The following is a 24,412-nucleotide window of genomic DNA, read 5'->3' as shown; positions in this document are numbered from 1 at the left end:
AATAGCTGGAGTTAGTACTACTCATACTGCTTACATATACGTGTTTTCCCTACCTGTATCAGGCTAAATTCCTAAAAATTTATTACAAGTCAAGTTATTCTGATTACTGCTCACTTATAGTAGAGATAATATCCATCTTGCCCACCTTATGGACTGGGCGCTCATGTTGCCCACCCCACAAGAGTTAATTGGATATTTTGATTTGTAAGTCCCTAAGTTTTATCTGCACCTATACAGCATTCCTAATAATCATTGGTGAAAACTTAAATCCCCGACTTCTTCGAGAAGTCGGGGATATTTGATTTATAAAAGTTACAAGTGGGTGCATTAGCTTCAAAACCGATCCTGAGTGAATGGGAGGTGAAGTAGCTCCCATCACACTTAAGCTGATTAAACTCGCCATTTAATTCGTGGGATTAGAGGGTTTAACCTGATTTCGCATTGTTTCAAAGCTGAAAGCAGCTGCGCCAAAGGTTACAAATAACACTCCCAGAATTTGCACAATATCCAAATTTTCTTGAATGATTAACCCAGCTAAAATCACGGTTAAAACTGGGATGCTACCACCGATGAGCGCTGATCGCGAGGCTCCTAGTTTACCAATACCAATATTGTTGAGCAAATAGCCGGCAAGAGTTAGCACACCCAAAATAAATGCGCTTAAAACCAGTTCCAGCATTTTAGAGGGGTCAAGTACTACCAAGTTCCAATTGCTTGGTAAGGGTAGCATCAAGCAGATAAAGCTCAATAGCAACATGGTAGTGAAGTTAATTAAAGTAAAAGTCACGGGATGGAGTTTGCTGGCACAGACTCGCGTCAAAATTATGTAGGCAGCAAAAGCCACACCCGAAATAATGGCGGTGCTGCTTCCCATTGAAATATTACCGATACCGATACTGGGAGAACCCGCTAAAACCAACAATTCGCCGCAGGAAATTGCAGCGATCGCCGCGATGCGGAATAGAGTGGGGCGATCGCGAAACAGAAACCACGACAATAAACCACTAACCATTGGATAGATAAAGAACAGGGCGATCGCCATTCCGGTGGGTACTTGAGCGATCGCAATGTAGATTAGCACCTGAGACAAAAACAAAAAGCATCCACTCACAATGGACAATATCAAAATCTGCTTGGTAGCTGCATTGGCAGGCGTGGGATTTCCCCGAACTGAAGCGGCCAAGTTTTCCAAATCTTGCCACAATCTTGGGTGCAACATCGGAGACAGCAGTACCATCAGTGGTACGACTACCATAAACCGGAGCGTCAAAATTAACAGAGTATTACCCAAAGTCGGCGGTAGTAACTGCTCTACCTCTAATACCCCAAAAATCTGGGAACCTTCGTGGAAAATTACCTTGATGGCTACGTTATAAAGCGACGATACCACTACCGATGAGACAATTAACAAGAAACCGATTTGGAGTGTCGATAAGCCAGAGGAATTAGGCGATCGCGATTGTGGTGGTTTTGCTTCCGATTGCGGTTCTAGCGCAGTAGTTGATGAGGATTTAGCTTTGCTCTGCGATCCTTTCTTGCGAAGGGCAGAAATTGGTTTAGTAGTATTTAGTTTTTGAGAAGGTCGAATTATTCTCGGCTGTAGCACAGATGGGAGCGGAGGCACTGGTATCGTTTCGTTTTCTGGTAATTCCTGATTGAGGACAGAAATTGGTTCGGTAGCATTGTCTTCTGGTGGCGGAACTACAGCAGCAGTAGATTCTGATGTCGTTTCACTTTCTGACAAATCCTTGCTGGGTACAGAAATTGGATTTGCAACCTTTTCTGTAATAGACAGCGACTCTGGTGTTGTTTCCCTTTCTGACAAATCCTTGCTGGGTACAGAAATTGGATTTGCAACCTTTTCTGTAATAGACGGCGGCTCTAGTGTTGTTTCCCTTGTTGATAATTGATTGGGATTCGTGGAAATTGGCTCAAGGGAATTTCTTACTACTTCCTCAAACTCTGGCAGTGATGTTTCAACAGAACTGTTTTTTTCTGGCTCCGTAAACTGCAAAACAGTAGGTATACCTCCTGTTGCTGGTTTGCGTGAAGTTTCTTCTATAGTTTTTTCTAGTTCTCCATGTAGGCGATTAACAAATTCCGTTAAAATCGTTTCCCCTTGCTGCTGCTGGCTATACATCCGTGACAACTGCTGGGAAAGATTACTTTGATAGTTCTTCAACTCCTGTTGTAGCGAATTAAAGGTAACAGTAACGGTGTCATCCAAACTGTCAAACATGTGTTCGACTTTTGCATTGATTTCACCTACTACATTGCTGCTCACTTCAGCAGACTTCAGCGCAGCTTGTTCGTAAGATTTGCCCTCTACGTTTTGGCTAGCTAAAGTTGCCAGAGAGGATTGCAGTTGTGATGATATGTGCTTTGCCAGAACTTCTGCCAGTTGACGAATTAACACTTGCTGCTCAGTGATTTGGCGCACTTGTTGTAAATGCTCTTTTTCCTCTACCAAGCTTTGAATTTCATCAGATAACCGGTTTTTTTCTGACTGAAGCCGCTTTACGTCTTCCTGCAAGGCTCTAAGGACATTCTGCTGAAGATTTTCTAAGTCTTCAACTACTGCCCAAAGCGCATTTTCTGCTGCTCTGGATAGCTCACCTCTGACTCTTGGGTTTTCTGGTTGCTTCTCGAATCGCCCCATTAGCTTCTAACCTCTAACACCTTGACGATAAAGCTGCTTTCGGTACACTTTATTGGCGGTCATCCTAATTTCCTGTATTTTGTCAGATAAATTAAAAATTTTAACAGCACTTCCGCATTTCAACGTAATTCTGTCATACTAGACACAAGTTAGCAAAGCATCAAGTTTGCCTCACAGCTTACTACAGTGTGTTCTCTTCGCCATTCACAAGTATTTAACCATTGGATTTGGGATTGATTGCTACGCCTGGGAGTCGCTTGAACAGAGACTTTTTTCGTTTTTGGTCAGTTTTATTGTCATCAATTATTTACCAATGAGATTTTTACCATGAGCCACCTTTCATCCCCTCCCTCAACGGAGTAGGGAGGGGATAAAAGGTGGGCTAAAATCTCCACGTTCAAGGGAGCATCGTTTTGCTTTGGGCAAAACAAGTGAGAGAACAGTGGAGATTTTAGCAATTTCTGTGCGATGATTTACGTTAGTGTAGATGACGTAACTATGCTGGTATTTGAGGCCAAACTTGAGGGAGAAGACGGACAGTATCAAGCGCTTGATGAAGCCATTCGTACTACTCGTTTTGTTCGCAATGCAAGCCTTAGATACTGGATGGACAACAAGGGCATTGGGCGATATGACCTCAGTAAGTTCTGCGCTGTGCTTGCTGCTAATACTGAGTTTCCTTGGGTGTCTAAGCTTAATTCGATGGCAAGACAGGCTAGCGCTGAAAGGGCGTGGTCTGCAATCGCTCGGTTCTTTGATAACTGCAAGAAAGGTAAACCAGGGAAAAAGGGATTCCCAAAGTTTAAGAAAGAACAAACGCATGGTTCTGTTGAGTACAAAACCTGTGGATGGCGACTTTCTGACGACCGTAGGTATATCACTTTCTCCGATGGATTTAAGGCAGGAACCTTTAAACTCTGGGGAACTCGTGACCTGCATTTCTACCAACTTAAACAGTTCAAAAGGGTACGGGTTGTGCGTCGTGCAGATGGTTATTATTGCCAGTTTTGCATTGACCATGAGCGAGTGGAAAGGCGAGAACCAACGGGTAAAACTATCGGTATTGATGTGGGACTGAACCACTTTTATACAGATAGTAACGGGGAAACAATCGCCAATCCTCGGCATCTTCGCAAGAGTGAGAAGTCTTTGAGACGACTGCAACGCCGGATGTCTAAGACTAAAAAAGGTTCTCAAAATAGAATTAAGAAGAGAAATAAACTTGCTCGTAAGCATCTCAAAGTAAGTCGCCAACGTAAAGACTTTGCTGTTAAGACGGCAAGGTGCGTAGTGAGGTCTAACGACCTCGTGGCGTATGAAGATTTGATGGTGCAAAATATGGTCAAGAATCATTGCTTGGCTAAATCGATTAGTGACGTTTCCTGGTCGCTGTTTCGTGAATGGGTTGAGTATTTTGGCAAGGTGTTTGGTGTTGTCACGGTTGCCGTTCCACCCCGCTACACCAGTCAGAATTGCTCTAATTGTGGCGAGGTTGTCAAAAAGACTCTTAGCACTAGAACTCATGTTTGTCCTCACTGTGGGCATACCCAGGACAGGGATTGGAATGCGGCGCGGAACATATTAGAAAAAGGATTGAGTACGGCGGGTCACGTCGGAACTAACGCCTCTGGAGAGACTGATCAATACTTGGGTGAGGAAACTCCTCCAAGCAAATCAACTCGTGGAAAGAGGAAACCCAAAGAGCGATCTTTGGAATCCCCACCCGATAACGTTGTAGGGTGGGGAGGATGTCAATTTTAAAGAAATCTCACTCCAAATAAATATTTATTATTTTGCTGCCAATAATACTCGTCAAAGATTTCCAGATGCCTGTGCGATCGCCACAAAATTGTCTGACTTGCGAAACTAGCTGTAAATTTGTCTGGAATGTAACTTGTGTGACAGTTTATATCTCTAAATGGAGATTAAAGTATCTTTCTGTGGAAATTCAAAGTTACGCTATCCCCTGCACAACATTCTAATGAATGAGCAGCAATTCTGCAAAAGCAGGTTTTTTGGCGTTGTTGCAGTCTAGGTTTTGCTTTGAGTAAATTCCAGTAAAGGAAAAAATTAGGAAAATATTAATAATTCTTAGAAGAATAAAATCCGGGCAATGCTAAAGATGGCAGCGCTCAGTGCAGCACTTACGGGGATTGTAATTAGCCAGGCGGCGGCAATACCTTTTAGAGTTTGAAACTTAATCGACTTGAGATTTTGTACTAGTCCAATACCAACTACACCACCGACAAGAGCGTGGGAGGTGGAGACTGGTAAACCTAGCCGGGAAGCGATGAGGATGGTGGTAGCAGTTGCCAGTTCGGCACAAAATCCACTACTAGGTTGCAAGGCAATGATGTTTTCGCCAATGGTGGCGATGACTTTTTTTCCCCAGACAGCTAAACCACCTACAATACCAGCACCACCAAGAATTAAAATCCAAAGAGGGATAGTTATACCATCAGTAGGTACGCTACCAGTGCGATTGATGTAAACGATCGCAGCTAAAGGAGCGATCGCATTTCCCACATCATTAGAACCATGAGCAAAGGCTACGAAGCAAGCGCTTAGTAGTTGGAATCTTCCGAATACACGCTCAACGGGATTTTGGATTTTAGATTTTGGATTTTGGATTGATGGTAATTCCTGAGTCGGGGGTAAAAATTTTTCTTCCAATCCGCCTCCCCCCGTCTCCCCTAACTGTCGCCAACTAATGAGTGTGAGTCCAACTGCTGCGATTGCACCTGTTAACAAGGGGATGTCGTAAGCAGGGATATTGAAACCAGTTTGCTCAATTACAAAATTGGTTAGCGGTTCTGTTAGTGATGGCAATACAATTACGCCGAATACACCTAGCAGCAGAGTACTTAACCAGGGAATCCATTCTTGTAACTGGACTACTTGATTGGGTTGATCTAAAATCCAGTGCTTGATTTGACTGTAAAATAAAGCAGCGATCGCACCACTAATTAACGGCGTTAAAATCCAGCCAATGCTAATTAAACCAATTGATGACCAATCAATTGCATTTACTCCTAAAGCTACCCAACTAAATCCTGCGATCGCGCCAACAACGGCATGAGAAGAGGATACAGGTAAACCGCCTGATGTGGCAATTTGCAACCATACACCACAAGATATTAATACCGTTACCATTCCAACAACGAATATTTGGGGTGTAGCTGCGAATAAGACGGGATTAGCAATTTTCGTTGCTAGAGTTTCCGTTACCTCATGTCCAAACAACACAGCACCCGTAAACTCTAATACTCCAGCAATTATGAGTGCCTGTTTGAGGGTGACAGCTTTGGAACCTACAGAGGTTCCCATCGCATTAGCAACATCGTTTGCTCCGAGATTCCAGGCGACGTAGAAAGCTAGTAGAGCTACGAAAAATAGGGTAATAAGCATTTTGGGGAGATGAGGGAAATGGGCAATACGGTTCGGATAAGGTTTTTTGATAACAAGCTCTAGATTGTAGAGACGGCGATTTATCGCGTCTCTTGCCTTAACCGAACCGTATCGGGAGATGAGAAATTTCCTTTTACGGGTAAATTAAGATTTTATAAGTATCCGGTGTAGGTGCGATCGCTTGCTCCACTGCTGCTGATAAATCTTTTAATGGATAGCGATCGCTAATCAACGCTTTCACATCAATTCGCTGATTAAATACAATATCGGCTGAGAGATTCTGAAGCCGATAAGATGAACTGTAACTACCGATCAAGTCAATTTCCCGACGGTAGAGGATATTGGGATTAATGGGAATTTCCAACTCATCGGGAAATTCGGCGAAAAACAAGATTTTGCCACCTTTGCGGGTATTATCAAGTGCTTGAAAGAAGGCTTTCTCACTAGGAACAGCCAGCAAAGTAACATCAACACCTAATCCACCAGTTAAGGCAGAGATTTTTGCTGTTAAATCGGGATCGCGGGCATCAAAAGCTGCTTCTGCACCGACACTCAAGGCTTTATCAATTCTAGAGGGTAGTAAATCAGTAGCGATCGCTTTTGCTCCGAAATACTTCACCAACATGATAAACATTAACCCAATTGGCCCAGCACCAGTAACTAACACAGTTTGTCCTGGAGCAATTTGGGCTTTTTTCACAGCTTTCAAGCAGCAATTAGTCGGTTCTACAAAACTCGCTTCTTCAAAACTGATGTTATCCGGGATGGGAATCAACCCACCATTTTCCACAATATGTCCAGGAACTTTGACATAATCAGCAAAACCGCCGCCACTGGCGTTAAAGCCTGCGGTAGTGGAGATGTTTTTGTAAACATCACACATCGAGAAATTATCATTTAGGCAGTAGGCGCAACGCATACAAGGGATGTGGTGCATCACCGCTACCCGTTGTCCAACTTGCCAACCTGTGACATTATTGCCTAATGCTGCGATCGTGCCAGCAGTTTCATGTCCAAAAATGCGCGGTGGTTCATATAGTGGATAACGAATTTTTTTAATATCTGACTGACACAACCCCACAACCCGCACCTGTACCAGCACTTCATCTGGTTCCACAGTTGGAACTGGGATATCTTCGTAAGAAAGTTGATTAACGCCTCTAAATACCTGTGCTTTCACGTTGGTTTTTCCCCACTCGATGTTATACATGTAACATTTAGTGGTTCAGGTTAGGTTATGAAAGTGCGGATTTTTTCGGAAAATTTTGGTATCTGGTTACTCAGCTTATCTAGTAATTCGACAACAGTCCGAGGATTTCTTTTATAGTTTTGAGATTGTTTCAGCAAAATTTGAACCATTATTTTAGGATATTGTTCAAATAGATCACAAAGAAAATCATCTGGTGACTGTGTTCTTACATTCCAATAGTTTAAATCTTGATCCTGAAAGTCTTTAATATTTTTGGTAACAATAATCTCCGCTTTAGCAACTACAGCAGCAGCAAGAACATGACGATCTTTAGGATGATTTGTCATTAATTCTTCCAGTCCGATAGGTACTTCAATCATCGCTTCGGGAAAAGCTGCTTTCATGACCGTTTCTAAATTTCTCGCTCCCTCATTTGACATATATCCTTTATTGATCAGATTTCCTATTGCTTCATCTAAGATTTTTTGTGACCAATAATGTACATACAAACCAGCCTCAACTGTAGAAAGTAAGGTATCTCGTAGGTACATTGGAAACAAAACACAAGCATCTAAGATTACATTAGGCATAGAAATTTGACTATTTTAATTATTCTTCATAATCATAAAGTCCAGCTTCTTGACTCATTTCTATTAGTTCCTGTAACAATTGTCCACGTTTAGTATCCCTTTGCTGTTTATATTTGATTAAATCCTCAAATTTCACCCGTCTATGAGTTCCTACCATAATATAAGGAAGCTCACCCTGCTCTAATAATTTAATCAGATAGGGACGTGATACATTCAACAAATCAGCTACTTGTTGTGTTGTTAACTCTGGATTATATGTAACTATAGATACTTTTTTGCCTGATGCCATTGCCTGCACTACTTGGCGTAACACACGACATACAGAATCAGGAATAGTCATTTCTTCGCCGTTTGCTGCTAATTTCAGTTGACTATTTTCCTGATTGAGGAGTATATGTTCAAGTTGATTTATAGCCTTAGCTTCGGCTTCTGTAAGAATACTGGAATCAGTAGGCAGATTTTGATTAGATAGGAAGGTATTCATAAAGAGGGTTACCTTGGTATTTTATTTTAATTGTATTACACAAACGCAATAAACGAAATAAAAGGGAAAAAGTTAAAGGGGAAAGGGGAAAGGGATGAACCAATACGGTTCGGATAAGGTTTTTTGATGACACGCCCTAGACCGCAAAGACGCGATAAATCGCCGTCTTTACAATAATTAGTCCTTTGTAGAGACGGCGATTTATCGCGTCTCTTGCCTTAACCGAACCGTATTGAGGGATGAACAAGTCGCCCACAAAGGGCGAGGTTTTTACCTTCCTCATAAAATTTGGATTATTTCGCTTGACTTCGGGCGAGGTTTTTACCTTTCCCCCTTCCCCTTCTTCATAAAAATCAAGCACCTGTCTATATTCCAGGGGTAAAAAATAATTGATCTAATCTTGTGGTGTGGGCATCTTGCCATTGGTGTCAAGTTAAGGTTGGTTCCCAAATGTCAAGTGACCTTTTAGCATTATCCCTATGCCGTTTGCGAACAGCTTTAACCAGTCCCATTAAGCGATGATTTTCGACAAGCCAAGATATAAGTTCTAACTGTGGGTTCTGCAAGCAGGCACGGTTAAAGAAATACAAACTGCGGAACACCATCTCAATAGAAATTTGTTCTAGAGGTAAGTTGAGCCACTGCTGCTTCAATTTTTGCCCCTGGTTGGAAGAAAACCTTAATGACGCTAACACCATTGAGTGATTGCGATTCGATGTGTTCAATATCATTAAGGAACATGGATTAAATAAGATGCAAAACTTCATCCTGTCTCACGATCCCTCTCCAATATATCGGAGAGGGATTGAGGGTGAGGTAAACCAGGGACATAAATTGTATATTATTTAATTCTTATTCCTAACAGTGGTTGTAAAAGAGCGTTCGCTCGATGTAACGATACGCTGTTCCATTTCTTCTGGTGAGACACCACTATAAGACCAAATTACACTGACAACGGGAATATTAATTTCTGGAAAAATGTCCGTTGCCATGCGCGTAATAGTAACTACTCCTAAAACAAAAACAAGTATAGAAGTAATTACAAATGTATAGGGGCGACGAAGAGCAAGTTTAACAATCCACATTGTTTTTTAGTCTAAATTATTCTTTCTTCTTCAGTTTGTTAGTGTGATTTACACTCAAGTAAATTATTATTGAGATTTTAGTTATTCATTGCCAAATGAACACTCGCTGAATGCCTTCACTTGCAATCAGCTAGATTTAAAAGCATTAAGCCTCATTAATCCGGTAACTCGATAGGTTTACAGTATTTTTGTAAAATTATCTTTGCATACAGATGTGTAAAATGCAAGACCCTTGTACCTCACCAAAGCAAATGTGTAATATTTCATAGGTAATTGCGGTAGTGCATTTTCAGGGTTTCTAGTCAGCACTTTAGTGCTTAGAAAAGTCTTCTTAAACTTGACAAAAGCTGATTTCTAGAGGTGAATTATAAACTCAGCTGATAAAAGTAGAGCCAAGGATCAACCGAAATCAGCTAGATAGCTAACCCTGGTAGAGGATTTGGTCATGGTTCATCAGACATATACAGCTGATATCTTAGTTGTTGGTGGAGGAACTGGAGGGACTGCGGCTGCTATCCAAGCGGCGCGACGGGGAGCTAAAACCATTTTGGTGAGTGAATTTCCTTGGTTAGGAGGAATGCTAACTTCGGCTGGAGTATCTGCACCTGATGGCAATGAATTAGAAGCCTTTCAAACGGGGTTATGGGGTGCGTTTTTGCAAGAATTGCGACAACGACAGTTGGGAGGATTAGATAATAGCTGGGTAAGCTTTTTTAGTTACGATCCCCGGATTGGGGCAGAGATTTTTGCTGATTGGGTGCAGGAATTGCCCAATTTACACTGGATTTCGGGACAAGTACCTTTAGAAGTCTTCCGACAAGGTGATTCGATTACTGGTGTGCGCTTTGCTGATTTTGCTGTCACAGCCAAGGTTATTCTCGATGGCACAGAATTAGGAGATTTATTAGCTTTAGCTAACATACCTTACCGTTGGGGTTGGGAATTGCAATCGGAGTGGGGAGAACCCAGCGCCCCAGTAGCTTTTAACTCTTTAACCCAAAGATATCCTGTGCAAGCGCCCACTTATGTAGTGATTATGCAAGACTTTGGTGAAGGCGTTGCCCCAGAAATTCCGGCTGCACCTAACTATAATCCATCCCAGTTTACAGGTGCTTGGGATGGCTATGGAGCAGAGACATTTTTAAATTATGGACGTTTGCCTGGTGGTCTATTTATGATGAATTGGCCAATCTGTGGCAATGACTACGGCGAAGGGGTAGGGAGGTTGATAGAGTCAGATGTAACCAGAGGTGAATTCATCCAAGAATCTCGCTGGCACAGCCAAAATTTTGCCCGTTTTATCCAAAATCAGCTTGGTAGTCGCTATGGTTTAGCAGAAAAAGTATTTCCTCACACCTCTACAGCTTTTGCACTGCATCCTTATTACCGGGAAAGCCGCCGCTTAGTGGGGCTAACGACTGTCCGCGAACAGGATATTTTGCCGATCGCCAGAGGTAGAGTTGCATCTATATTTAATGATGCGTTCGCCCTTGGCGTTTGCGGAGCAATCGCAGTTGGTAATTACGCCAATGACCATCATTATCCTGGTGTTGAATTCCCACTGCAACCTAAATCGATTCGCTGGGGAGGACGTTGGACTGGAACTCCTTTTACAATTCCCTACAGTTGTTTAATTCCAGCTACAACAGATGGTTTCTTAGTCTGTGAGAAGAATATTTCTGTCTCCCACATTGCCAATGGCGCTACCAGATTACAACCTGTGGTTATGGGCATTGGTCAAGCAGCAGGGATGGCGGCGGCGATATGTGTTGAATTAAACTGCCAGCCGAGGGATTTACCTATTAGAAAGCTCCAAACGGCTTTATTAGAAGATAATCGCTCAAAAGCGCTAATTATTCCTTTGTTTAATCTTCCCCCCAATCATTCGGATTGGCGGCACTGGCAACTGTATTACTTAGAGAACCCACAAGCCTATCCAGTTAGTGGCGATTGCCCTTACCCATCGGGGAAGGCATTAATTCCGGAAAGTAACTGTTTTACAGGCATTTTTTACCGCTTGTCACAGCAGGAATACAGATTCACTGTCACAACACCAGCCGCATATCAAGGGCAAAATTGGCAGCTTGTGACTTTGCGATCGCACATTGACCAGCAATTACGCGCTTATCCTGACGAAAAATTAGTTACATTGTGGGGTCGTTACAATCACTCTGGTAATTGGTTATTAGTCGAACATTTAAACTAAGGATAAGAGGAGTTTATTTTCAGTAAAACAGAATACTTTTTGATAAATTGTCCGGATATTCATCAAAAAGCTAAGTATCAGTGAAGTGGAGAGTTCCAAAATAGACATTTGCTATGCGTGCTGCCATTTCACTTTTAATATCGAGTCTGGTGTTCGGCCCCTTAGCTTTTAACCACCAAGCAATGGTCAATCACTTATCAACAGGGCTGTCTTCCACGCCTGCTTCCGAACACTGGCTGGTAGCATCTGAAGAAAGTACAGATGATTTGCCACGGCATCGCGGTAGTGGGCGTAGGGAACTGACACAAAAACTCAGAAATATCTATGCTGTGGCTTAACTACTGTAGGGTAATGCCTCTTTTCCCAAAGGAACAGAATTACCAGAAAACAGGACGTTATGTTAACATTTTTTACACAGCTTTTCTGGCAGAAATATATACAGTTGAAACACGGAAATCTTCAGCGATCGCTTAGTATTTCAACTGCAAGCTATATAGTTGGCATCAATCCTGCCGATCAAAACGCAAATCAAATTCAGTGCCTTGATCAACAGCGAGTAGCTGGTTATCTACATCAGCTAGAAATTGATCTTTGCTCCGACGCTTGTTTAGCGTCCTTTGCCGAAGCATAAAATCTCTTTCGTTTCATCTCTTGCTTATCTGGCGCATGGATTCGTAGAAGTAGTATAGGTTTATCGAACAGAATAAATGCGTCAGTCGTCAGAATTCAGCATGAATTCTGACCGAAAAAGCGGATAGCGTAGCGTAAAGCCTGCGGCATGGCTTCTCGTAGAGAGGAACGAGCGTCTTGATTCTGATCGGAGGCGGAGCATCTCCGGCTCCGCTCCTGAATTCAGATCTTTTGAATTCTTCTTCAATGCACTTGCTAACAAATCTTACTATTCTTGACTTACCTGGTCTATTTCTAGAATCTTTTCTTCTTGAATTTCTGTAAACTTTTGTCCGGCGATGAGAACTATGACCAACATGAGTAAACTCGTCACCATAATGATGCTCACGACGTTGGGATCGTCGAAATTGCTCGTACCCACTAATAATGCTGCGGCAAAATTGCGTTGAGCGGTTCCTACTCCTAGTACTCGTTGGGTATCGATACCAGGGCCGCCCAAAAGATAACCTACGGAAAAGGAAAATACAATGAAAACCGCACAAACCAGGATTGCACCTGTTTGCAATAAAGTGATAATTTCGTAAAAATGTACACCCAGCCTCACTGCTAGACCTAAAAATAATCCAGCACTAGATATTTTCGACACAATCGGCTGGAAGCTAGAGGCGATCGCAGCAAATTTGGCTTTGATAAATAACCCTATGGCTAATGGGCTTAACATCAAAAATAGCAAGGGTTTGGCAATTTCCCAAGAGTTAACTTGTACTCCTTGCAAAACTAAGGGTAGTACGATGGGCATGTATATAATTGTGCCAAACATCAGCAACATCATCAGTCCTGTGGAGAAAGCTACATTACCTTTGACTATTTGAGCAAGTTTGGGTAAAGCCGGGGGGCCTGCTGCTATTGCCATGATGATAAAACCATCTTTGATTGGTTCACTCAGAGGCACTATTTGCAGCAGTAAATACACAAAAAGCGGTACCAAAACAAAATTTGCTACCAAAGATAAGACGATTAAACGAATATTGCGGAGTGGTTCCCAAATCTGCTGTACGGTTAGACGTAAACCAGTGCCCAGCATGGTGGCAACAATAAATGTGAGAAATGCTAGCTTGTCGATTAGTGGAAAGATATCGCTCATGATTTTTGATTAAAAAAATATCCAATTATTTATTGTGGGATGGGCAATATGAGCATTGGTATGAATACCAGAAACTTTGTCAACTTAACGTGAAACCGCTTGTCCGCCGGGAATTGAAATTCTCGTATAATAGCGAAAGTCATCTGAAGATGACTAAATATCGCCAAAAATTTCCAGTCTACTTCAGTAGACTTTAGCTAAAAGCCGATCGCCATATCAACGAGAGCATCCCAATTTTGCTTAAATCTTTTCCCTCACCCCCAGCCCCTCTCCCATGTTTGGGAGAGGGGAGACATAACTCTAGTTCCCCTTCTCCCATATTTGGGAGAAGGGGTTAGGGGATGAGGGCTATCAAGGTTTTTGCACATTTGGGATGCTCCCACATCAACAAACCTGGGAAATCTTTGAATTGTTAAACCGCGCTGGGACTTTAACGAAGAGGGAGATATTGCACTTGTCCTTCCCATTCGCCCTCAAAACTTCCCTCCGCGATCAACAATATGTCTTCAATTGCCAATCCCACTGAGACGCTGCGACTAATCTCAAATACCCCTGGCATTTGTAACCCTGCTTGTACACGCTCGTAAGCATATCGAGTTATTGTTTCTACATCATGAGTTAATAGAATCCGACCCTGTTGCGCCGCCCATTCCAGAATGACTCTAACAATTTGGTTGTTAAAGTTCTCGTCTGCTAAAAGGCGCAGCATTTCAACTCTGCCCTTAGTGGGTAAGTCTTGCCATGAGGCGATCGCGTATCCCAATCGGATTGAAACGACGCTCATTTTCTTGACGAACTTGGATGCCACGTTCTTGTCGAATTTTTAGATAAGCATCAACTTCAGTTTTCCGTCGAAGGTAGTAGCCAATCACCGAGTAGACATCTGCAAGCAGAAGAGATGGATATTGCTCGACAATCTCTTCTGCTGTAACACCCTCCAAGAAGGCGGCAATGACAGTATCAAGGGTTACACGAGTATTACTAACACGCACAACGCCATCAGAATCAGGTGATAGAGGTATAGGATCGCTTGCTATGGTAAGAAACATTTTAGCTTACGGGAAACTTAGCTTTATCCACTAATTTAGCGCTTTCTCATCACTCCTGCCTCAAAACCCGTAGCTTTATACTTTATGCAAAAGAAAACTGCTGTATTAGGAATTAGACATCTCCAGAAATTAAAGATGCGTTACCCAGAACCCTTGTAGAGACGTAGCACTGCTACGTCAAAACAATTCTTTTTCGGAGATGTCTATTATTTTAACAGGGCATCAAAGCATTAAATCTCCCCAACACTGCCATATCTTCTGCATCTAACTCTGACGGAATACCACTGCGAATCAATTCTGAAAAGTCTTCATTGGGAACCATAACAGTCAAAGTGTACAAGCGAGTAGAACCAGTGTTTTTAATCAAATGAGTTCCAGTAGGAGGCACTAATAAACTATCCCCAGCTTTGATCGTGGCACTCTTGCCGTCACACATAGCGATCGCTTCTCCTTTGAGAACAAAAAACATTTCCACTGCCCACTGATGGCGATTTGGCGGTGTTTGTCCACCAACATCAAAAATTTCTATGCAGCAAGTCAATGAAGTATTAGCATTTATCGAATCAAAGATGATTGCTAATCGATTAGTATCGTTGGGACTGATGCGATATACTTGGTAATCTTTGGGAGATTTGATCACCGGAATTACACAACGAGTAGCGTACATTGATTTATCCCCTCTGAAGTTATCGATGGGTATGAAAATTCCTCAAATCCAAATTCTGAATCACAGAATTTTAGATTTTAAATTTTGGATTTTAAATTATTCAATCCAGAATCCAAAACTTAAAAATTTCTGATGGCAAGCGAATTTAAACGCGATAGCGATAAAAAATCTAAAATCCTTGATCATAAGAAGGAGTATTTATACATGGGATCAATCTAAAATCCAAAATCCAAAATCCAAAATCCAAAATCCAAAATAGATTCACTCCTCACTATGATGCAGCGCTGTTAAAATTGCTTGCGATTCAGCAACAAAACCGAAGCATTGTTTGACGTTATACAGTGTCGCTTGCCAACAATATTCAGGAGAAGTAGTAGCGGTACAGTCTTTAACTAAAACGCAATCATATCCTAAGAAGTTGGCATCACATAACGTGGTTAGCACACATTGATCGGCATTAACACCAGCAAAAAATAATGTTGTTTTTCCCAGATTCCGCAAGATACTATCTAATGGCGTATCCCAAAACCCACTCATGCGGTATTTATCCACACGAATATCTTCGGGAAGCTGTTCTAGTTCGTCTACTACTGCCGCAGCCCAACTACCTGCCATAAGTACTCTAGCACCATTGCTCGGCAGTGGATCGCCCAATCCCACACCCTCCCCTGTGGGATTATAGACGTGACGCGAACTAGCACTAATATTGAGCAAGTCGGGACGATTCCCCCAATTTACCCAAATGACTGGAACACCAACCTCACGCAGTTCGGGAAGTAAGTTATTTAAAGGTTCAATGGGCTGACGCGCCGGAGTTACATCCACGCCGATATGCGCTAACCAGCCATCAGGGTGACAGAAGTCGTTTTGCATATCAATGACGAGGATAGCAGCTTTTGCCAAGTCTAGATGCAGGTTTTTTGTTTCTGTTGATAAAATAACAGGCTGTGGGGTCTTTTGAGGACGAGTGATATCTGCGATCGCATGATTCACTGTCCACGCATTTGGTGATACTCCCAATGTCCGAAAAGGCAGATTCATAAAATTGCAATACCCTACACCATTTTCTATTTTTAACTTGAAATTCAGTCAATAATACAATTGCTTAATCAAGGTTAAATATGTTAAATTTCACCTATCCAGAATGTTTTGATTGCTATCAGTGATGATTATGCAACGGTAGATGTATAGGTTGTAGATGGTAAAATTGCAGCCATTTCCCCCAATCTACAAGTAATTGGCATTGTCATCGATGGCAAAAATAAGCTACTGCTACCTGGCTTTTTCAACGCCCACACCCACTCATCAGAGATGTGGCAGCGAGGAATTATGTCAACGTTCCTTTAGAATTATGGTTGGCAGAACTGTATGATTTTGCCCCCCTCGATCCCGAACAGGTTTAGGGAATTCCAAATAAAAAAATATCCCAAAACTGACGAAAAAATCCTCTCTATTTCTCTTCTCTCTGTGTCACGCCAGTTGCTACAAGTCGGGGAACCCGCCCAACGCACTGGCTTCTCTGTGTCTCTGTGGTAGCCTATTCATCTGGGTTGAAAAATTACACCCCACAACTGATTTAACGCTTAACTAAAGATAAATCCGGTGTCAGCCTTTGCAAAATTTGCTTCAACACCATCACTGTCCAATCTATATCAGCTTCAGTGGTATCACGCCCCAATGTAATGCGAATTCCCCCCAAAGCCGCTTTTTCGGAATAGCCCATCGCTAAAAGTATCGGGCTAGGACTAAGTTTACCACTGTGACAGGCAGCACCAGCACTGATGCCGATGCCAGCAAGGTTTAGCTGTCGTACCAAGGTTTTACCGCTCAGTTTTTTGCCATCGGCGTTTTCTAAGCACATACTGACATGGTGAGGTAAACGATCGCAGCTATCCCCTGTAGGAATTAAACCAGGAATCTCAGCTAATTGGGCAAAGGCGCGATCGCGTAACTCAATTAACCGTGGTGTTTCTGTAGCCAATTCTTGCGCTGCTAATTCTGCTGCGACACCAAATCCGGCAATTATTGGTACTGCTTGCGTACCAGAACGCAGTCCCATTTCTTGTCCACCACCAGCTATTAAAGGCATCAATTCCACGCCAGGACGCACATACAGCGCCCCTGCACCTTGGGGGCCATAGATTTTATGACTAGAAAGGCTAAGTAAGTCTACTGGGAGTTGTTGCACATCTATGAGTAAACGTCCCGCAGCTTGGACTGCATCTGTATGGAACAAAGCACCATGCGCTCGCACAATTTTACCCAGTTCTGCGATCGGTTGGACAGTCCCAACTTCACTTTGACCGTAAATTATAGAAACTAAAACTGTGTTATGTCGCAACGCCGCCTTTAAATCTAAGGGATTAACTCTGCCTTTCACATCTACAGACAAGCGTGTAACTTCCCAACCCCACGTTTCTAAAAATCGTGCTGTTTCAGAAATTGCGGAATGCTCAACGCTGGAGATAATTAGATGTTGAGGAACAGCATACAATCGAGCCACACCCATAATCGCCAAATTATCTGCTTCAGTACCACCAGAGGTAAAAACCATCGATTCAGGACTAGCGGCGTTAATTAAACCAGCAACTTGGACTCTGGCTTGTTCTACAACCATTGCCGCCCGTTGTCCCCACTCATGTAAACTGGAGGGATTGCCCCACTGTTGAGTGAGGATTGTTTGCATAACTGCGATCGCTTCTTTTCGAGTGGGTGTAGTGGCGCTGTAATCTAGATAAATTTGCATATAACCGAATAATGGTGAGAACACAGGTTAGTAGTAGACTGCTGTTCTTGTCAGCATATACAGTTTTAGTGGACAAATCCTGAAAAAATCTCTGTAATTCTGCCTCTAGCGGTGGATTTTTCCCAATACTAGGAAAGTTATTTTTCTACTTAATTCAGAACGCAAAATTTTGGGAATGATAAATATGTCCACTCCCAATCCACTTTTAACAGATTACAGTGCAAGTTATTTCTAGGCAAAGATATTTTTTATATATCTTTTTACTGATATTCTCCCTCGCTGGTTGTCAACGAGTCCAGTCTTCTAATCAACGTCCAGCACCCTTACCACAAGATCCGTTAGTTCAAGTTTACTTTAACCATTCTGAGTCTTCAGAATACCAAGAAAGTTACCGTCAGCAAACTCGCCTTGGGGATGATTTAGAAAAACAGATTGCGGATGCTATTACCCACGCTAAATCTACAGTAGATGTGGCGGTACAAGAATTACGTTTACCCAAAGTTGCCCAGGCACTGGCTGATAGACAAAAAGCTGGGGTAAAAGTCAGGATAATTTTAGAAAATACCTACAGCCGACCTTGGAGTAGCTTAACATCTACTGAAGTCGGTAAGTTAGATAAAAGAGAACGGGAACGCTATAATGAATCCCGCAAATTTATCGATATTAACCAAGATAATCAACTTAGTCCAACAGAAATTAATCAAAGGGATGCTTTGATAATTTTGCAGAATGCCAAAATTCCCTGGTTAGACGATCGAGCAGATGGTTCAGCAGGTAGCAGTTTGATGCATCACAAGTTTGTGATTGTGGACAATCGCTTTGTAATTATCACTTCAGCTAATTTTACATTAAGTGACACCTCTGGAGATTTTACAAATTCCAGCAGTTTAGGCAATGCCAATAACTTATTGCAAATTGACAGCCCAGAATTAGCATCTTTATTTACAGAAGAGTTTAATATTATGTGGGGAGATGGCCCAGGAGGTAAACCAGATAGTCGATTTGGTTTAAAAAAGCCAATGCGTTTACCTAAACAAATAACTTTAGGTAATACCCAAATTACTGTGCAATTTTCGCCTACTTCTCCAACTCAACCTTGGAGTAACAGTAGTAATGGTTTAATTGGTAAAACTTTAGATTCAGCAACCCAATCTATTGACATGGCATTATTTGTTCTTTCCGAACAGCGTCTTGCCAATATTTTAGAAAAACGCCATCAACAAAGTGTGGAAATTCGCGCTTTAATTGAACCACAATTTGCCTATCGTCCTTATAGTGAAGCCTTAGATATGATGGGCGTTGCTCTCAGTAACAAATGTAAATATGAAATTGATAATCATCCTTGGTCAAATCCAATTACTACCGTGGGCGTACCTGTGTTAGCCAAAGGCGATTTATTGCATCACAAATTTGGTGTTATTGACAGTCAAACAGTAATTACAGGTTCTCATAATTGGTCTGATGCTGCCAATAATGGTAATGATGAAACTCTTGTAGTAATTGAAAATCCGATAGTCGCTGCCCATTATGTCCGAGAATTTGCGCGTCTCTATAGCAAAATTAAACCCGGATTGCCAACAGCAATTCAAGAAAAAATCAAATTAGAACAAACACGGTGTCCGCAAATAAAAACTTCTTCATCAGCTGAACTTCAAGCAATTCAAAAAGTAAATATTAACACTGCAAGTTTAGAAGAATTGGCAACTCTCCCTGGCGTGGGTAAAAAATTAGCGCAGGGAATAATTATTAGTCGTCAACAGCAGAGATTTACATCTTTACAAGACTTAGAACGAGTTCCAGGAGTGAGTGCTAAGATGTTGGGAAAATGGAGCGATCGCGTGGCTTGGTAGGAATTTTTATTTACTTTTAGCAATTGCTAATTGGTAAATACAGCTAATTTTTTGAAAAAAAGCCTGATTTTTCATTAGCCCACGAAGGTGGGCTACCCTGCGGGAAGCCGCAAAGCGTCTATGTTTGTGTAGCCGCGTTCGCCCTTGGCGTGCCGGAGGCATCATTCTATTCGCCCTGGTTCTAAAACCAGATAGATGCGATATTTAAATGCGATCGCTAGCTAGCTAAATCAACCAAACTGCGGAAATGCCCATTTTGGGAAAATCGTTCTGCTATTAGTTGTTGATAAACCGCCTCATAGCCATCAGTCATGTGCCCAACGCTGAAAAGGTTTTCAACATACTGACGACAGGCGTACCGATCTAACTCTGTGACGCGATCGATAGCACTGATGCACTCTTGAATATTATTGCAAAGAAAACCCGTCTGACCGTGGGAAATTACCTCTTCAGTAGACCCCAATTTCATTGCAATCACTGGCGTACCCGAAGCCATTGACTCAATCATTACCAATCCAAAGGGTTCTCGCCAAGTAATCGGGAACAGAGTTGCGACTGCACCACCCATGAGGGCATTTTTTTGAACATGGTTGGCTTCACCCAAATATTCAATTTGCTTTCCATCAATGTGCGGTTTGATTTCCTTCTCAAAGTATTCGACATCAACAACATCTATCTTACCTGCCATTTTTAAATGCCAACCGGCAAGTTTGGCAATTTCTATAGCTAAATGCGCTCCCTTTTCAGGAGACATTCGACCCAAAAACGCCAGGTAGGGGGGATTTTGTGATTGAGAGTGAAACTCATAACTGCTAACATCAATCCCGTTATAAACCGTCGCTATAGAGTTCAATCCTAACCTTGGTTCTCGTTGTGAATTGGAAATATTGACGTAGGGTTGTTTTTTCCCAAAACTAAACATCTTTTCGTTGTCAGGGGTAAAAATACCATGCAACGTATGAACTGTAGGGGTTTTGACAAGATTTGCGTAAGCCAGTGCCCCATGTCCGATATGAGAGTGAATAATATCAAACTCTTCTGCGCGTTCATACACTGAAGCAATATTCAGCATCTCGTAAATGGCGTAATCTTTGATAGTAGGATCGAGTCTGAGGGCACGGGGATGAACTGATGTTAGTTTTGCCAGACTAATAGAATCGCCCGATGCAAATAGAGTTACTTCGTGTCCGCGTCGGACTAATTCATCGGTCAGTAACCCTACTACTAACTCTATGCCACCATAAGCTGGGGGCGGTACTCTTTCCCACAATGGAGCTATTTGAGCAATTCTCATCATAAACCTCCTAAAAAATAAAACTTGAATTAGAAGTTTTTTATTTCTGTTGTTTTAGTGCTTGTAATTGATTCACTTGGCATCAGAAAGTAACTTCAGATTACTAATCTTATTAAGAATTTCCTTTAAATCTTATGCTGTTACTTCTATATTTTATATCTATCTTAGTACGGAAATCACCCACTACTAAAGAGGTAACTATACTCGAAACTATTAATTTTTATTTGATTTTGTGTAATTTTAAATATAGATTTTTTGATAAATAGAAACTTCATATAATCGCCAAAAACCACGTTTAAATGGTGATAATAGGCGAAAAAGCTCTATTATTGCCTGTGAATCATCTGATTTTAAAATGTTAATTAAAGAATCAAGTGCGTAGACACTCTTTGGGCGGCTTTCCCTATTCTCAAGGATAACCTGTAGCCGCTCAAAGGGTAGATTTCCGTAAATCTGTTTGGATAAATTAAGGAATAAGAATTAAAACAAGTCGCAAGTCGGAATGGCACTAAGTTAAGATGCAGCCCTTGCCCTGACTGGTTCCCAGCCTCCAGGCTGGGAACCCATTCTGGGAGGCTCCGCCTCCAGTAGCTTGACGAGAGGCAGAGCCTCTCGGAATACATTCCCAGCCTGGAGGCTGGGAACGAGGCTACACATGCTTTTGGGCTTTTCTTAGTGCCATTCTCGCAAGTCGCAAGTAAGTTTTGTGAAAGCGACGCGCAAAGCGAGTCTGCGATAGCGCCGGCGGCAAGCGAGTACTCGAGCGTCGCGTCCGGGGATTTAGACCCCGACCCAAAACTTACCGGTTATTGAACCGGGGGACTTAAACCCACGGTACTCGGTTAAATAACATACAATTTAAATAATGATAAGTTTCATTTATGCACTATGTAATATATAGCACTTAGTGTACTGGTAAAATTGTAAGCGATCGCCCTTTGGGAAAAAGTTTGTGATCTACTGAATTTGACCAACTAGAGTAGGCATCTATTTCTATCCATTCATATTTCATAAGGACATTGCCTCGCCTCAAGAATCAAGTCGGAAAATTCTGGGGAACTAATGTATTCTCATCCAATGGTTCAATTGCTCTCGAAAGAAAATCTCTCTCTAAGAAGAATAAATTACCAGTATTTACTGAACTTATGGGAGAGAAAAAGCCGAAATTATCAAGTTAGACTTACTTGTAAAAGCCAATTGGTATTTAAGGAAAATTAGTTATGAAACGGATGCTTGCAGGTCTATTAGTTGCATTACCACTATTTATTGCTGCCATGCCAAAACAAGCATCAGCATTAGTAATCGATATTGGTGGTCATCATCATCACAGGTGGATTCCTGGACATTGGCAGAGAAGAAATCACCATCGAGTATGGATTCGCGGTCACTATGAACGTTGATGAAAAGGAGGGGAAAGAAAAACATCCAAAATTTTTGGCTCTATGCTGAATTGGGCAAGAAAGCGTGTTGCCTGAATCAATAACTAGCAATTTGGGTTAATAGCCCTGCTAAGGGAGTTGAGCAAATGGGTTCGTTATTTAGTAAAACATTACCATCTAAAACAGCCTTTGGTCGTGGGTCACGGCTAAGGATTCACCAAAGTTACAAATCACAAACAACACCAAAGTTACAATGTTGAGAGCAACAACTGCTTTTTTGGTAGTTTTTCCCCCATAGCTTATCCGAACCGTATTGCCTGACCTTCTGCCCTCACCATAGTCACCTTATTTTGTAACCAAAAATACCTTAATTGACTGATGTTTGACTAGCGATTTTAGATTTTAGATTTTGGATTAAAAGAATTTTTGGTTCATGCCCCGCCCGAAGTCAAGGGGAATAAATCTAAAATCCCAAATCCCAAATCTGACGCTCGTTAGCGTAGCGTGTCGCGTAGCAGAAGGATTTATCATAATTTTTCTGAAAATCTGTCCGTTTTTTGAACAACTACTGAAAATTCTTTATTCACAAACTGCGGCTTTTTCAATAATAAACCATTCATGATACAAGATTGCTAAGAAAAATTCTTCATTCTTCAGGCGATCGCATACTGCCATAAATCCCGAAAAAAATGGATCATCTTCATAGGTAGTATCTGATAGAAAAACTGTTACAGAATTCTTATCCGCACTCCAGATACAACGTATTATAGTCATATTCGGATGATGTGATTTATCTACAGGTAATAATATTGAGCATTCTTCCACTGACAAAAATTCTGGTTCTTCATATCTGAAAACCGATTCCCAACTTTCTGGTCCTTCATGTTTCTCAATAATTCTATCCCACCTAACTGACTTGATTTTTTCCAGAGTTTCTATCGATATTTCGGAAATTTTCATAGTTTGTCTGGCTGTAAATTTGGGTTCTTCAGTACTTGTTATGCCAAGTTATTAGTTAATAGAAAAAATATTAACTAAAATACGTTGCAGTAATAGATGCAGAAGTTTTTGGAGTCGTTCGGGAAGCTGAATCGCGCTTATTTGAGAGCTTTGGAAGAGAAATTGTTGAAGGTTCTGGAATCGGAAATTAGAGAATAATGTAACAAAGAAACAATGTAACAGTGCTGTAAGTAACTTATAATTATGTAATAATTCTACCTAAATGTTTGAGGATTCTTAAAACTCCAGATAAATTGTTAAGATATTGCGATCGGGTTGCAAATAGATCGGAAATACCATACTGTTTACCCAAGGTTTTGACAAACAAATAGCTGCTACCATTGACAATCATGGCATACAGAGGTTGTTCTGGGTTGGGATGAATCGCCATGTAAGCTAATGTTTGGGGAATCGCTAATTCTAAATCAAAAGTTGTCTTTTTTGACTCAATTAGCACAATCCATAATTTAGCTTGCAGAACTAAAACATCAATTCTGCCCCGTAAAATCTCATCATTATCTCCTTGTGCAACAATATCAACGGATACCTCGGTTTTAAATCTGTAAGGTGCTTGATAGAAGCCTGCAAGTTCAAGTAATGGTGACAGCACAACCATTTTGACAGTTTCTTCTAAAAGACTTCCATCTGAGATTTGGTAGAGATAGTTTTGTCGAACTTGTTCTAATCTTGTCTGCTCTGCTTCACTTAATGCTGGTAAATCTGCCATCCATTCGGTAAAAAATTGGGTATCACCACTTAGTTTTAACCCCAGTTTTTCCTCGACTTGGCGAAGGGTGGTAATTTTTTCTGCGATGGCTATGCTTGTGGTCATGGTTAAATTTACACTACTTGCCTAATATCAGGATAATTGAATTTAACGTCATTTCTTCCCCGGAACCTGTGGGATATTCCACCTTCAAGCTATCTCCGAAGTAATCATAAAATCTCCACAGTGATTCAATAATTAAGTAGTTTACTAGGAACCAAATCGGACCACGCCTAGTACAAGAAGGCAAAAGTAAAAAGAAAAAAT

Annotated in this window: 23 protein-coding genes and 1 pseudogene; 7 read left to right on the top strand and 17 right to left on the bottom strand. The window is 41.5% G+C overall.

Features of this window, described 5'->3' with window-relative positions:
• Nucleotides 1-403 precede the first annotated feature (403 nt).
• Nucleotides 404-2,659: an EamA family transporter gene (locus V7K76_RS05250; protein WP_334774889.1), complete on the bottom strand. Its 2,256-nt coding sequence runs from the start codon at nt 2,657-2,659 to the stop codon at nt 404-406.
• A 498-nt stretch (nt 2,660-3,157) separates the two neighbouring features.
• On the opposite strand from V7K76_RS05250, the gene V7K76_RS05245 reads away from it, so the two are divergent.
• A complete protein-coding gene (locus tag V7K76_RS05245; protein ID WP_334774916.1) occupies nt 3,158-4,420 on the top strand; it encodes an RNA-guided endonuclease InsQ/TnpB family protein in 1,263 nt (420 codons plus the stop codon).
• 330 nt (nt 4,421-4,750) lie between these two features.
• Here V7K76_RS05245 and V7K76_RS05240 read toward each other — a convergent pair whose 3' ends face one another.
• From V7K76_RS05240 to V7K76_RS05210, 7 genes are all read right to left on the bottom strand, one after another.
• The gene (locus V7K76_RS05240) at nt 4,751-6,067 is read right to left on the bottom strand and encodes an inorganic phosphate transporter (RefSeq protein ID WP_334774890.1); all 1,317 of its coding nucleotides are present in this window, start codon (nt 6,065-6,067) and stop codon (nt 4,751-4,753) included.
• A gap of 133 nt (nt 6,068-6,200) precedes the next feature.
• Nucleotides 6,201-7,247, bottom strand: a complete 1,047-nt coding sequence (locus V7K76_RS05235) for a zinc-dependent dehydrogenase (RefSeq protein WP_334774917.1) — start codon at nt 7,245-7,247, stop codon at nt 6,201-6,203.
• A 50-nt stretch (nt 7,248-7,297) separates the two neighbouring features.
• The gene (locus V7K76_RS05230; RefSeq protein ID WP_334774891.1) at nt 7,298-7,846 is read right to left on the bottom strand and encodes a PIN domain-containing protein; all 549 of its coding nucleotides are present in this window, start codon (nt 7,844-7,846) and stop codon (nt 7,298-7,300) included.
• A 19-nt stretch (nt 7,847-7,865) separates the two neighbouring features.
• Entirely contained in the window at nt 7,866-8,330 is a 465-nt protein-coding gene (locus V7K76_RS05225) for a helix-turn-helix domain-containing protein (RefSeq protein ID WP_334774892.1), read from the bottom strand.
• A 136-nt stretch (nt 8,331-8,466) separates the two neighbouring features.
• On the bottom strand, nt 8,467-8,613 hold the full coding sequence (locus V7K76_RS05220; protein WP_334953829.1) for a hypothetical protein: 147 nt from the start codon (nt 8,611-8,613) through the stop codon (nt 8,467-8,469).
• 145 nt (nt 8,614-8,758) lie between these two features.
• A complete protein-coding gene (locus V7K76_RS05215) occupies nt 8,759-8,983 on the bottom strand; it encodes a hypothetical protein (protein ID WP_334774894.1) in 225 nt (74 codons plus the stop codon).
• A 192-nt stretch (nt 8,984-9,175) separates the two neighbouring features.
• Entirely contained in the window at nt 9,176-9,415 is a 240-nt protein-coding gene (locus V7K76_RS05210; RefSeq protein WP_334774895.1) for an efflux RND transporter permease subunit, read from the bottom strand.
• 445 nt (nt 9,416-9,860) lie between these two features.
• Between V7K76_RS05210 and V7K76_RS05205 the strand changes: the two genes are divergently transcribed.
• From V7K76_RS05205 to V7K76_RS05195, 3 genes are all read left to right on the top strand, one after another.
• Nucleotides 9,861-11,621: an FAD-dependent oxidoreductase gene (locus V7K76_RS05205; RefSeq protein ID WP_334774896.1), complete on the top strand. Its 1,761-nt coding sequence runs from the start codon at nt 9,861-9,863 to the stop codon at nt 11,619-11,621.
• Nucleotides 11,622-11,734: 113 nt separating this feature from the next.
• Nucleotides 11,735-11,959, top strand: a complete 225-nt coding sequence (gene patX, locus V7K76_RS05200) for a heterocyst-inhibiting protein PatX (RefSeq protein WP_334774897.1) — start codon at nt 11,735-11,737, stop codon at nt 11,957-11,959.
• A gap of 59 nt (nt 11,960-12,018) precedes the next feature.
• A complete protein-coding gene (locus V7K76_RS05195) occupies nt 12,019-12,252 on the top strand; it encodes a hypothetical protein (RefSeq protein ID WP_334774898.1) in 234 nt (77 codons plus the stop codon).
• A gap of 267 nt (nt 12,253-12,519) precedes the next feature.
• Here V7K76_RS05195 and V7K76_RS05190 read toward each other — a convergent pair whose 3' ends face one another.
• The 5 genes from V7K76_RS05190 to V7K76_RS05170 form a co-directional block, all read right to left on the bottom strand.
• Nucleotides 12,520-13,395 (bottom strand): bile acid:sodium symporter family protein, encoded by an 876-nt coding sequence (locus V7K76_RS05190; protein WP_334774899.1) that lies wholly within the window; start codon nt 13,393-13,395, stop codon nt 12,520-12,522.
• Between the two features lie 430 nt (nt 13,396-13,825).
• Nucleotides 13,826-14,179 carry a hypothetical protein gene (locus V7K76_RS05185; RefSeq protein ID WP_334774900.1) on the bottom strand — a complete coding sequence of 118 codons (354 nt, stop codon included), beginning with the start codon at nt 14,177-14,179 and terminating at the stop codon, nt 13,826-13,828.
• Nucleotides 14,118-14,444 carry a DUF433 domain-containing protein gene (locus V7K76_RS05180; protein ID WP_334774901.1) on the bottom strand — a complete coding sequence of 109 codons (327 nt, stop codon included), beginning with the start codon at nt 14,442-14,444 and terminating at the stop codon, nt 14,118-14,120. The genes V7K76_RS05185 and V7K76_RS05180 overlap by 62 nt, the downstream gene beginning before the upstream one ends.
• A gap of 211 nt (nt 14,445-14,655) precedes the next feature.
• Complete coding sequence (locus tag V7K76_RS05175; RefSeq protein WP_334774902.1) at nt 14,656-15,111, bottom strand: cupin domain-containing protein; 456 nt, start codon at nt 15,109-15,111, stop codon at nt 14,656-14,658.
• 261 nt (nt 15,112-15,372) lie between these two features.
• The gene (locus V7K76_RS05170; RefSeq protein WP_334774903.1) at nt 15,373-16,152 is read right to left on the bottom strand and encodes a cysteine hydrolase family protein; all 780 of its coding nucleotides are present in this window, start codon (nt 16,150-16,152) and stop codon (nt 15,373-15,375) included.
• Nucleotides 16,153-16,232: 80 nt separating this feature from the next.
• Between V7K76_RS05170 and V7K76_RS05165 the strand changes: the two are divergent.
• Nucleotides 16,233-16,511, top strand: a pseudogene (locus tag V7K76_RS05165) (amidohydrolase); the annotation flags it as partial.
• Nucleotides 16,512-16,687: 176 nt separating this feature from the next.
• On the opposite strand, the gene V7K76_RS05160 reads toward V7K76_RS05165, so the two are convergent.
• Nucleotides 16,688-17,857: a cysteine desulfurase family protein gene (locus V7K76_RS05160; RefSeq protein WP_334774918.1), complete on the bottom strand. Its 1,170-nt coding sequence runs from the start codon at nt 17,855-17,857 to the stop codon at nt 16,688-16,690.
• Between the two features lie 218 nt (nt 17,858-18,075).
• Between V7K76_RS05160 and V7K76_RS05155 the strand changes: the two genes are divergently transcribed.
• Nucleotides 18,076-19,707: a DUF655 domain-containing protein gene (locus tag V7K76_RS05155; RefSeq protein WP_334774904.1), complete on the top strand. Its 1,632-nt coding sequence runs from the start codon at nt 18,076-18,078 to the stop codon at nt 19,705-19,707.
• 217 nt (nt 19,708-19,924) lie between these two features.
• Here the strand turns inward: V7K76_RS05155 and V7K76_RS05150 are convergent, their stop codons facing one another.
• Nucleotides 19,925-21,001: a glycosyltransferase family 4 protein gene (locus V7K76_RS05150; RefSeq protein ID WP_334774919.1), complete on the bottom strand. Its 1,077-nt coding sequence runs from the start codon at nt 20,999-21,001 to the stop codon at nt 19,925-19,927.
• Nucleotides 21,002-22,221: 1,220 nt separating this feature from the next.
• On the opposite strand from V7K76_RS05150, the gene V7K76_RS05145 reads away from it, so the two are divergent.
• A complete protein-coding gene (locus V7K76_RS05145; RefSeq protein WP_334777796.1) occupies nt 22,222-22,401 on the top strand; it encodes a hypothetical protein in 180 nt (59 codons plus the stop codon).
• A gap of 558 nt (nt 22,402-22,959) precedes the next feature.
• On the opposite strand, the gene V7K76_RS05140 is transcribed toward V7K76_RS05145, so the two are convergent.
• Nucleotides 22,960-23,340: a hypothetical protein gene (locus tag V7K76_RS05140; RefSeq protein ID WP_334777797.1), complete on the bottom strand. Its 381-nt coding sequence runs from the start codon at nt 23,338-23,340 to the stop codon at nt 22,960-22,962.
• 241 nt (nt 23,341-23,581) lie between these two features.
• Nucleotides 23,582-24,211, bottom strand: coding sequence for a type I restriction enzyme HsdR N-terminal domain-containing protein (locus V7K76_RS05135; RefSeq protein ID WP_334777798.1), 630 nt, complete (start codon nt 24,209-24,211; stop codon nt 23,582-23,584).
• Nucleotides 24,212-24,412 lie beyond the last annotated feature (201 nt).

This window comes from Nostoc sp., assembly GCF_036917975.1.
Lineage (GTDB): Bacteria > Cyanobacteriota > Cyanobacteriia > Cyanobacteriales > Nostocaceae > Nostoc.
The sequence above is the reverse complement of the archived record's forward strand: the minus strand, read 5'-3'. Positions and strand labels throughout refer to the sequence as shown.

Excerpts from the sequence above, each read along its gene's own strand:
- patX (WP_334774897.1), top strand. The coding sequence starts at position 11,735 with ATGCGTGCTGCCATTTCACTTTTAATATCGAGTCTGGTGTTCGGCCCC.
- V7K76_RS05190 (WP_334774899.1), bottom strand. The coding sequence starts at position 13,395 with ATGAGCGATATCTTTCCACTAATCGACAAGCTAGCATTTCTCACATTT.
- V7K76_RS05195 (WP_334774898.1), top strand. The coding sequence starts at position 12,019 with ATGTTAACATTTTTTACACAGCTTTTCTGGCAGAAATATATACAGTTG.
- V7K76_RS05220 (WP_334953829.1), bottom strand. The coding sequence starts at position 8,613 with ATGAGGAAGGTAAAAACCTCGCCCTTTGTGGGCGACTTGTTCATCCCT.
- V7K76_RS05135 (WP_334777798.1), bottom strand. The coding sequence starts at position 24,211 with ATGACCACAAGCATAGCCATCGCAGAAAAAATTACCACCCTTCGCCAA.
- V7K76_RS05210 (WP_334774895.1), bottom strand. The coding sequence starts at position 9,415 with ATGTGGATTGTTAAACTTGCTCTTCGTCGCCCCTATACATTTGTAATT.
- V7K76_RS05240 (WP_334774890.1), bottom strand. The coding sequence starts at position 6,067 with ATGCTTATTACCCTATTTTTCGTAGCTCTACTAGCTTTCTACGTCGCC.
- V7K76_RS05230 (WP_334774891.1), bottom strand. The coding sequence starts at position 7,846 with ATGCCTAATGTAATCTTAGATGCTTGTGTTTTGTTTCCAATGTACCTA.
- V7K76_RS05170 (WP_334774903.1), bottom strand. The coding sequence starts at position 16,152 with ATGAATCTGCCTTTTCGGACATTGGGAGTATCACCAAATGCGTGGACA.
- V7K76_RS05175 (WP_334774902.1), bottom strand. The coding sequence starts at position 15,111 with ATGTACGCTACTCGTTGTGTAATTCCGGTGATCAAATCTCCCAAAGAT.
- V7K76_RS05160 (WP_334774918.1), bottom strand. The coding sequence starts at position 17,857 with ATGCAAATTTATCTAGATTACAGCGCCACTACACCCACTCGAAAAGAA.
- V7K76_RS05205 (WP_334774896.1), top strand. The coding sequence starts at position 9,861 with ATGGTTCATCAGACATATACAGCTGATATCTTAGTTGTTGGTGGAGGA.
- V7K76_RS05250 (WP_334774889.1), bottom strand. The coding sequence starts at position 2,659 with ATGGGGCGATTCGAGAAGCAACCAGAAAACCCAAGAGTCAGAGGTGAG.
- V7K76_RS05245 (WP_334774916.1), top strand. The coding sequence starts at position 3,158 with ATGCTGGTATTTGAGGCCAAACTTGAGGGAGAAGACGGACAGTATCAA.
- V7K76_RS05150 (WP_334774919.1), bottom strand. The coding sequence starts at position 21,001 with ATGAGAATTGCTCAAATAGCTCCATTGTGGGAAAGAGTACCGCCCCCA.
- V7K76_RS05145 (WP_334777796.1), top strand. The coding sequence starts at position 22,222 with ATGAAACGGATGCTTGCAGGTCTATTAGTTGCATTACCACTATTTATT.
- V7K76_RS05225 (WP_334774892.1), bottom strand. The coding sequence starts at position 8,330 with ATGAATACCTTCCTATCTAATCAAAATCTGCCTACTGATTCCAGTATT.
- V7K76_RS05180 (WP_334774901.1), bottom strand. The coding sequence starts at position 14,444 with ATGTTTCTTACCATAGCAAGCGATCCTATACCTCTATCACCTGATTCT.
- V7K76_RS05185 (WP_334774900.1), bottom strand. The coding sequence starts at position 14,179 with ATGAGCGTCGTTTCAATCCGATTGGGATACGCGATCGCCTCATGGCAA.
- V7K76_RS05140 (WP_334777797.1), bottom strand. The coding sequence starts at position 23,340 with ATGAAAATTTCCGAAATATCGATAGAAACTCTGGAAAAAATCAAGTCA.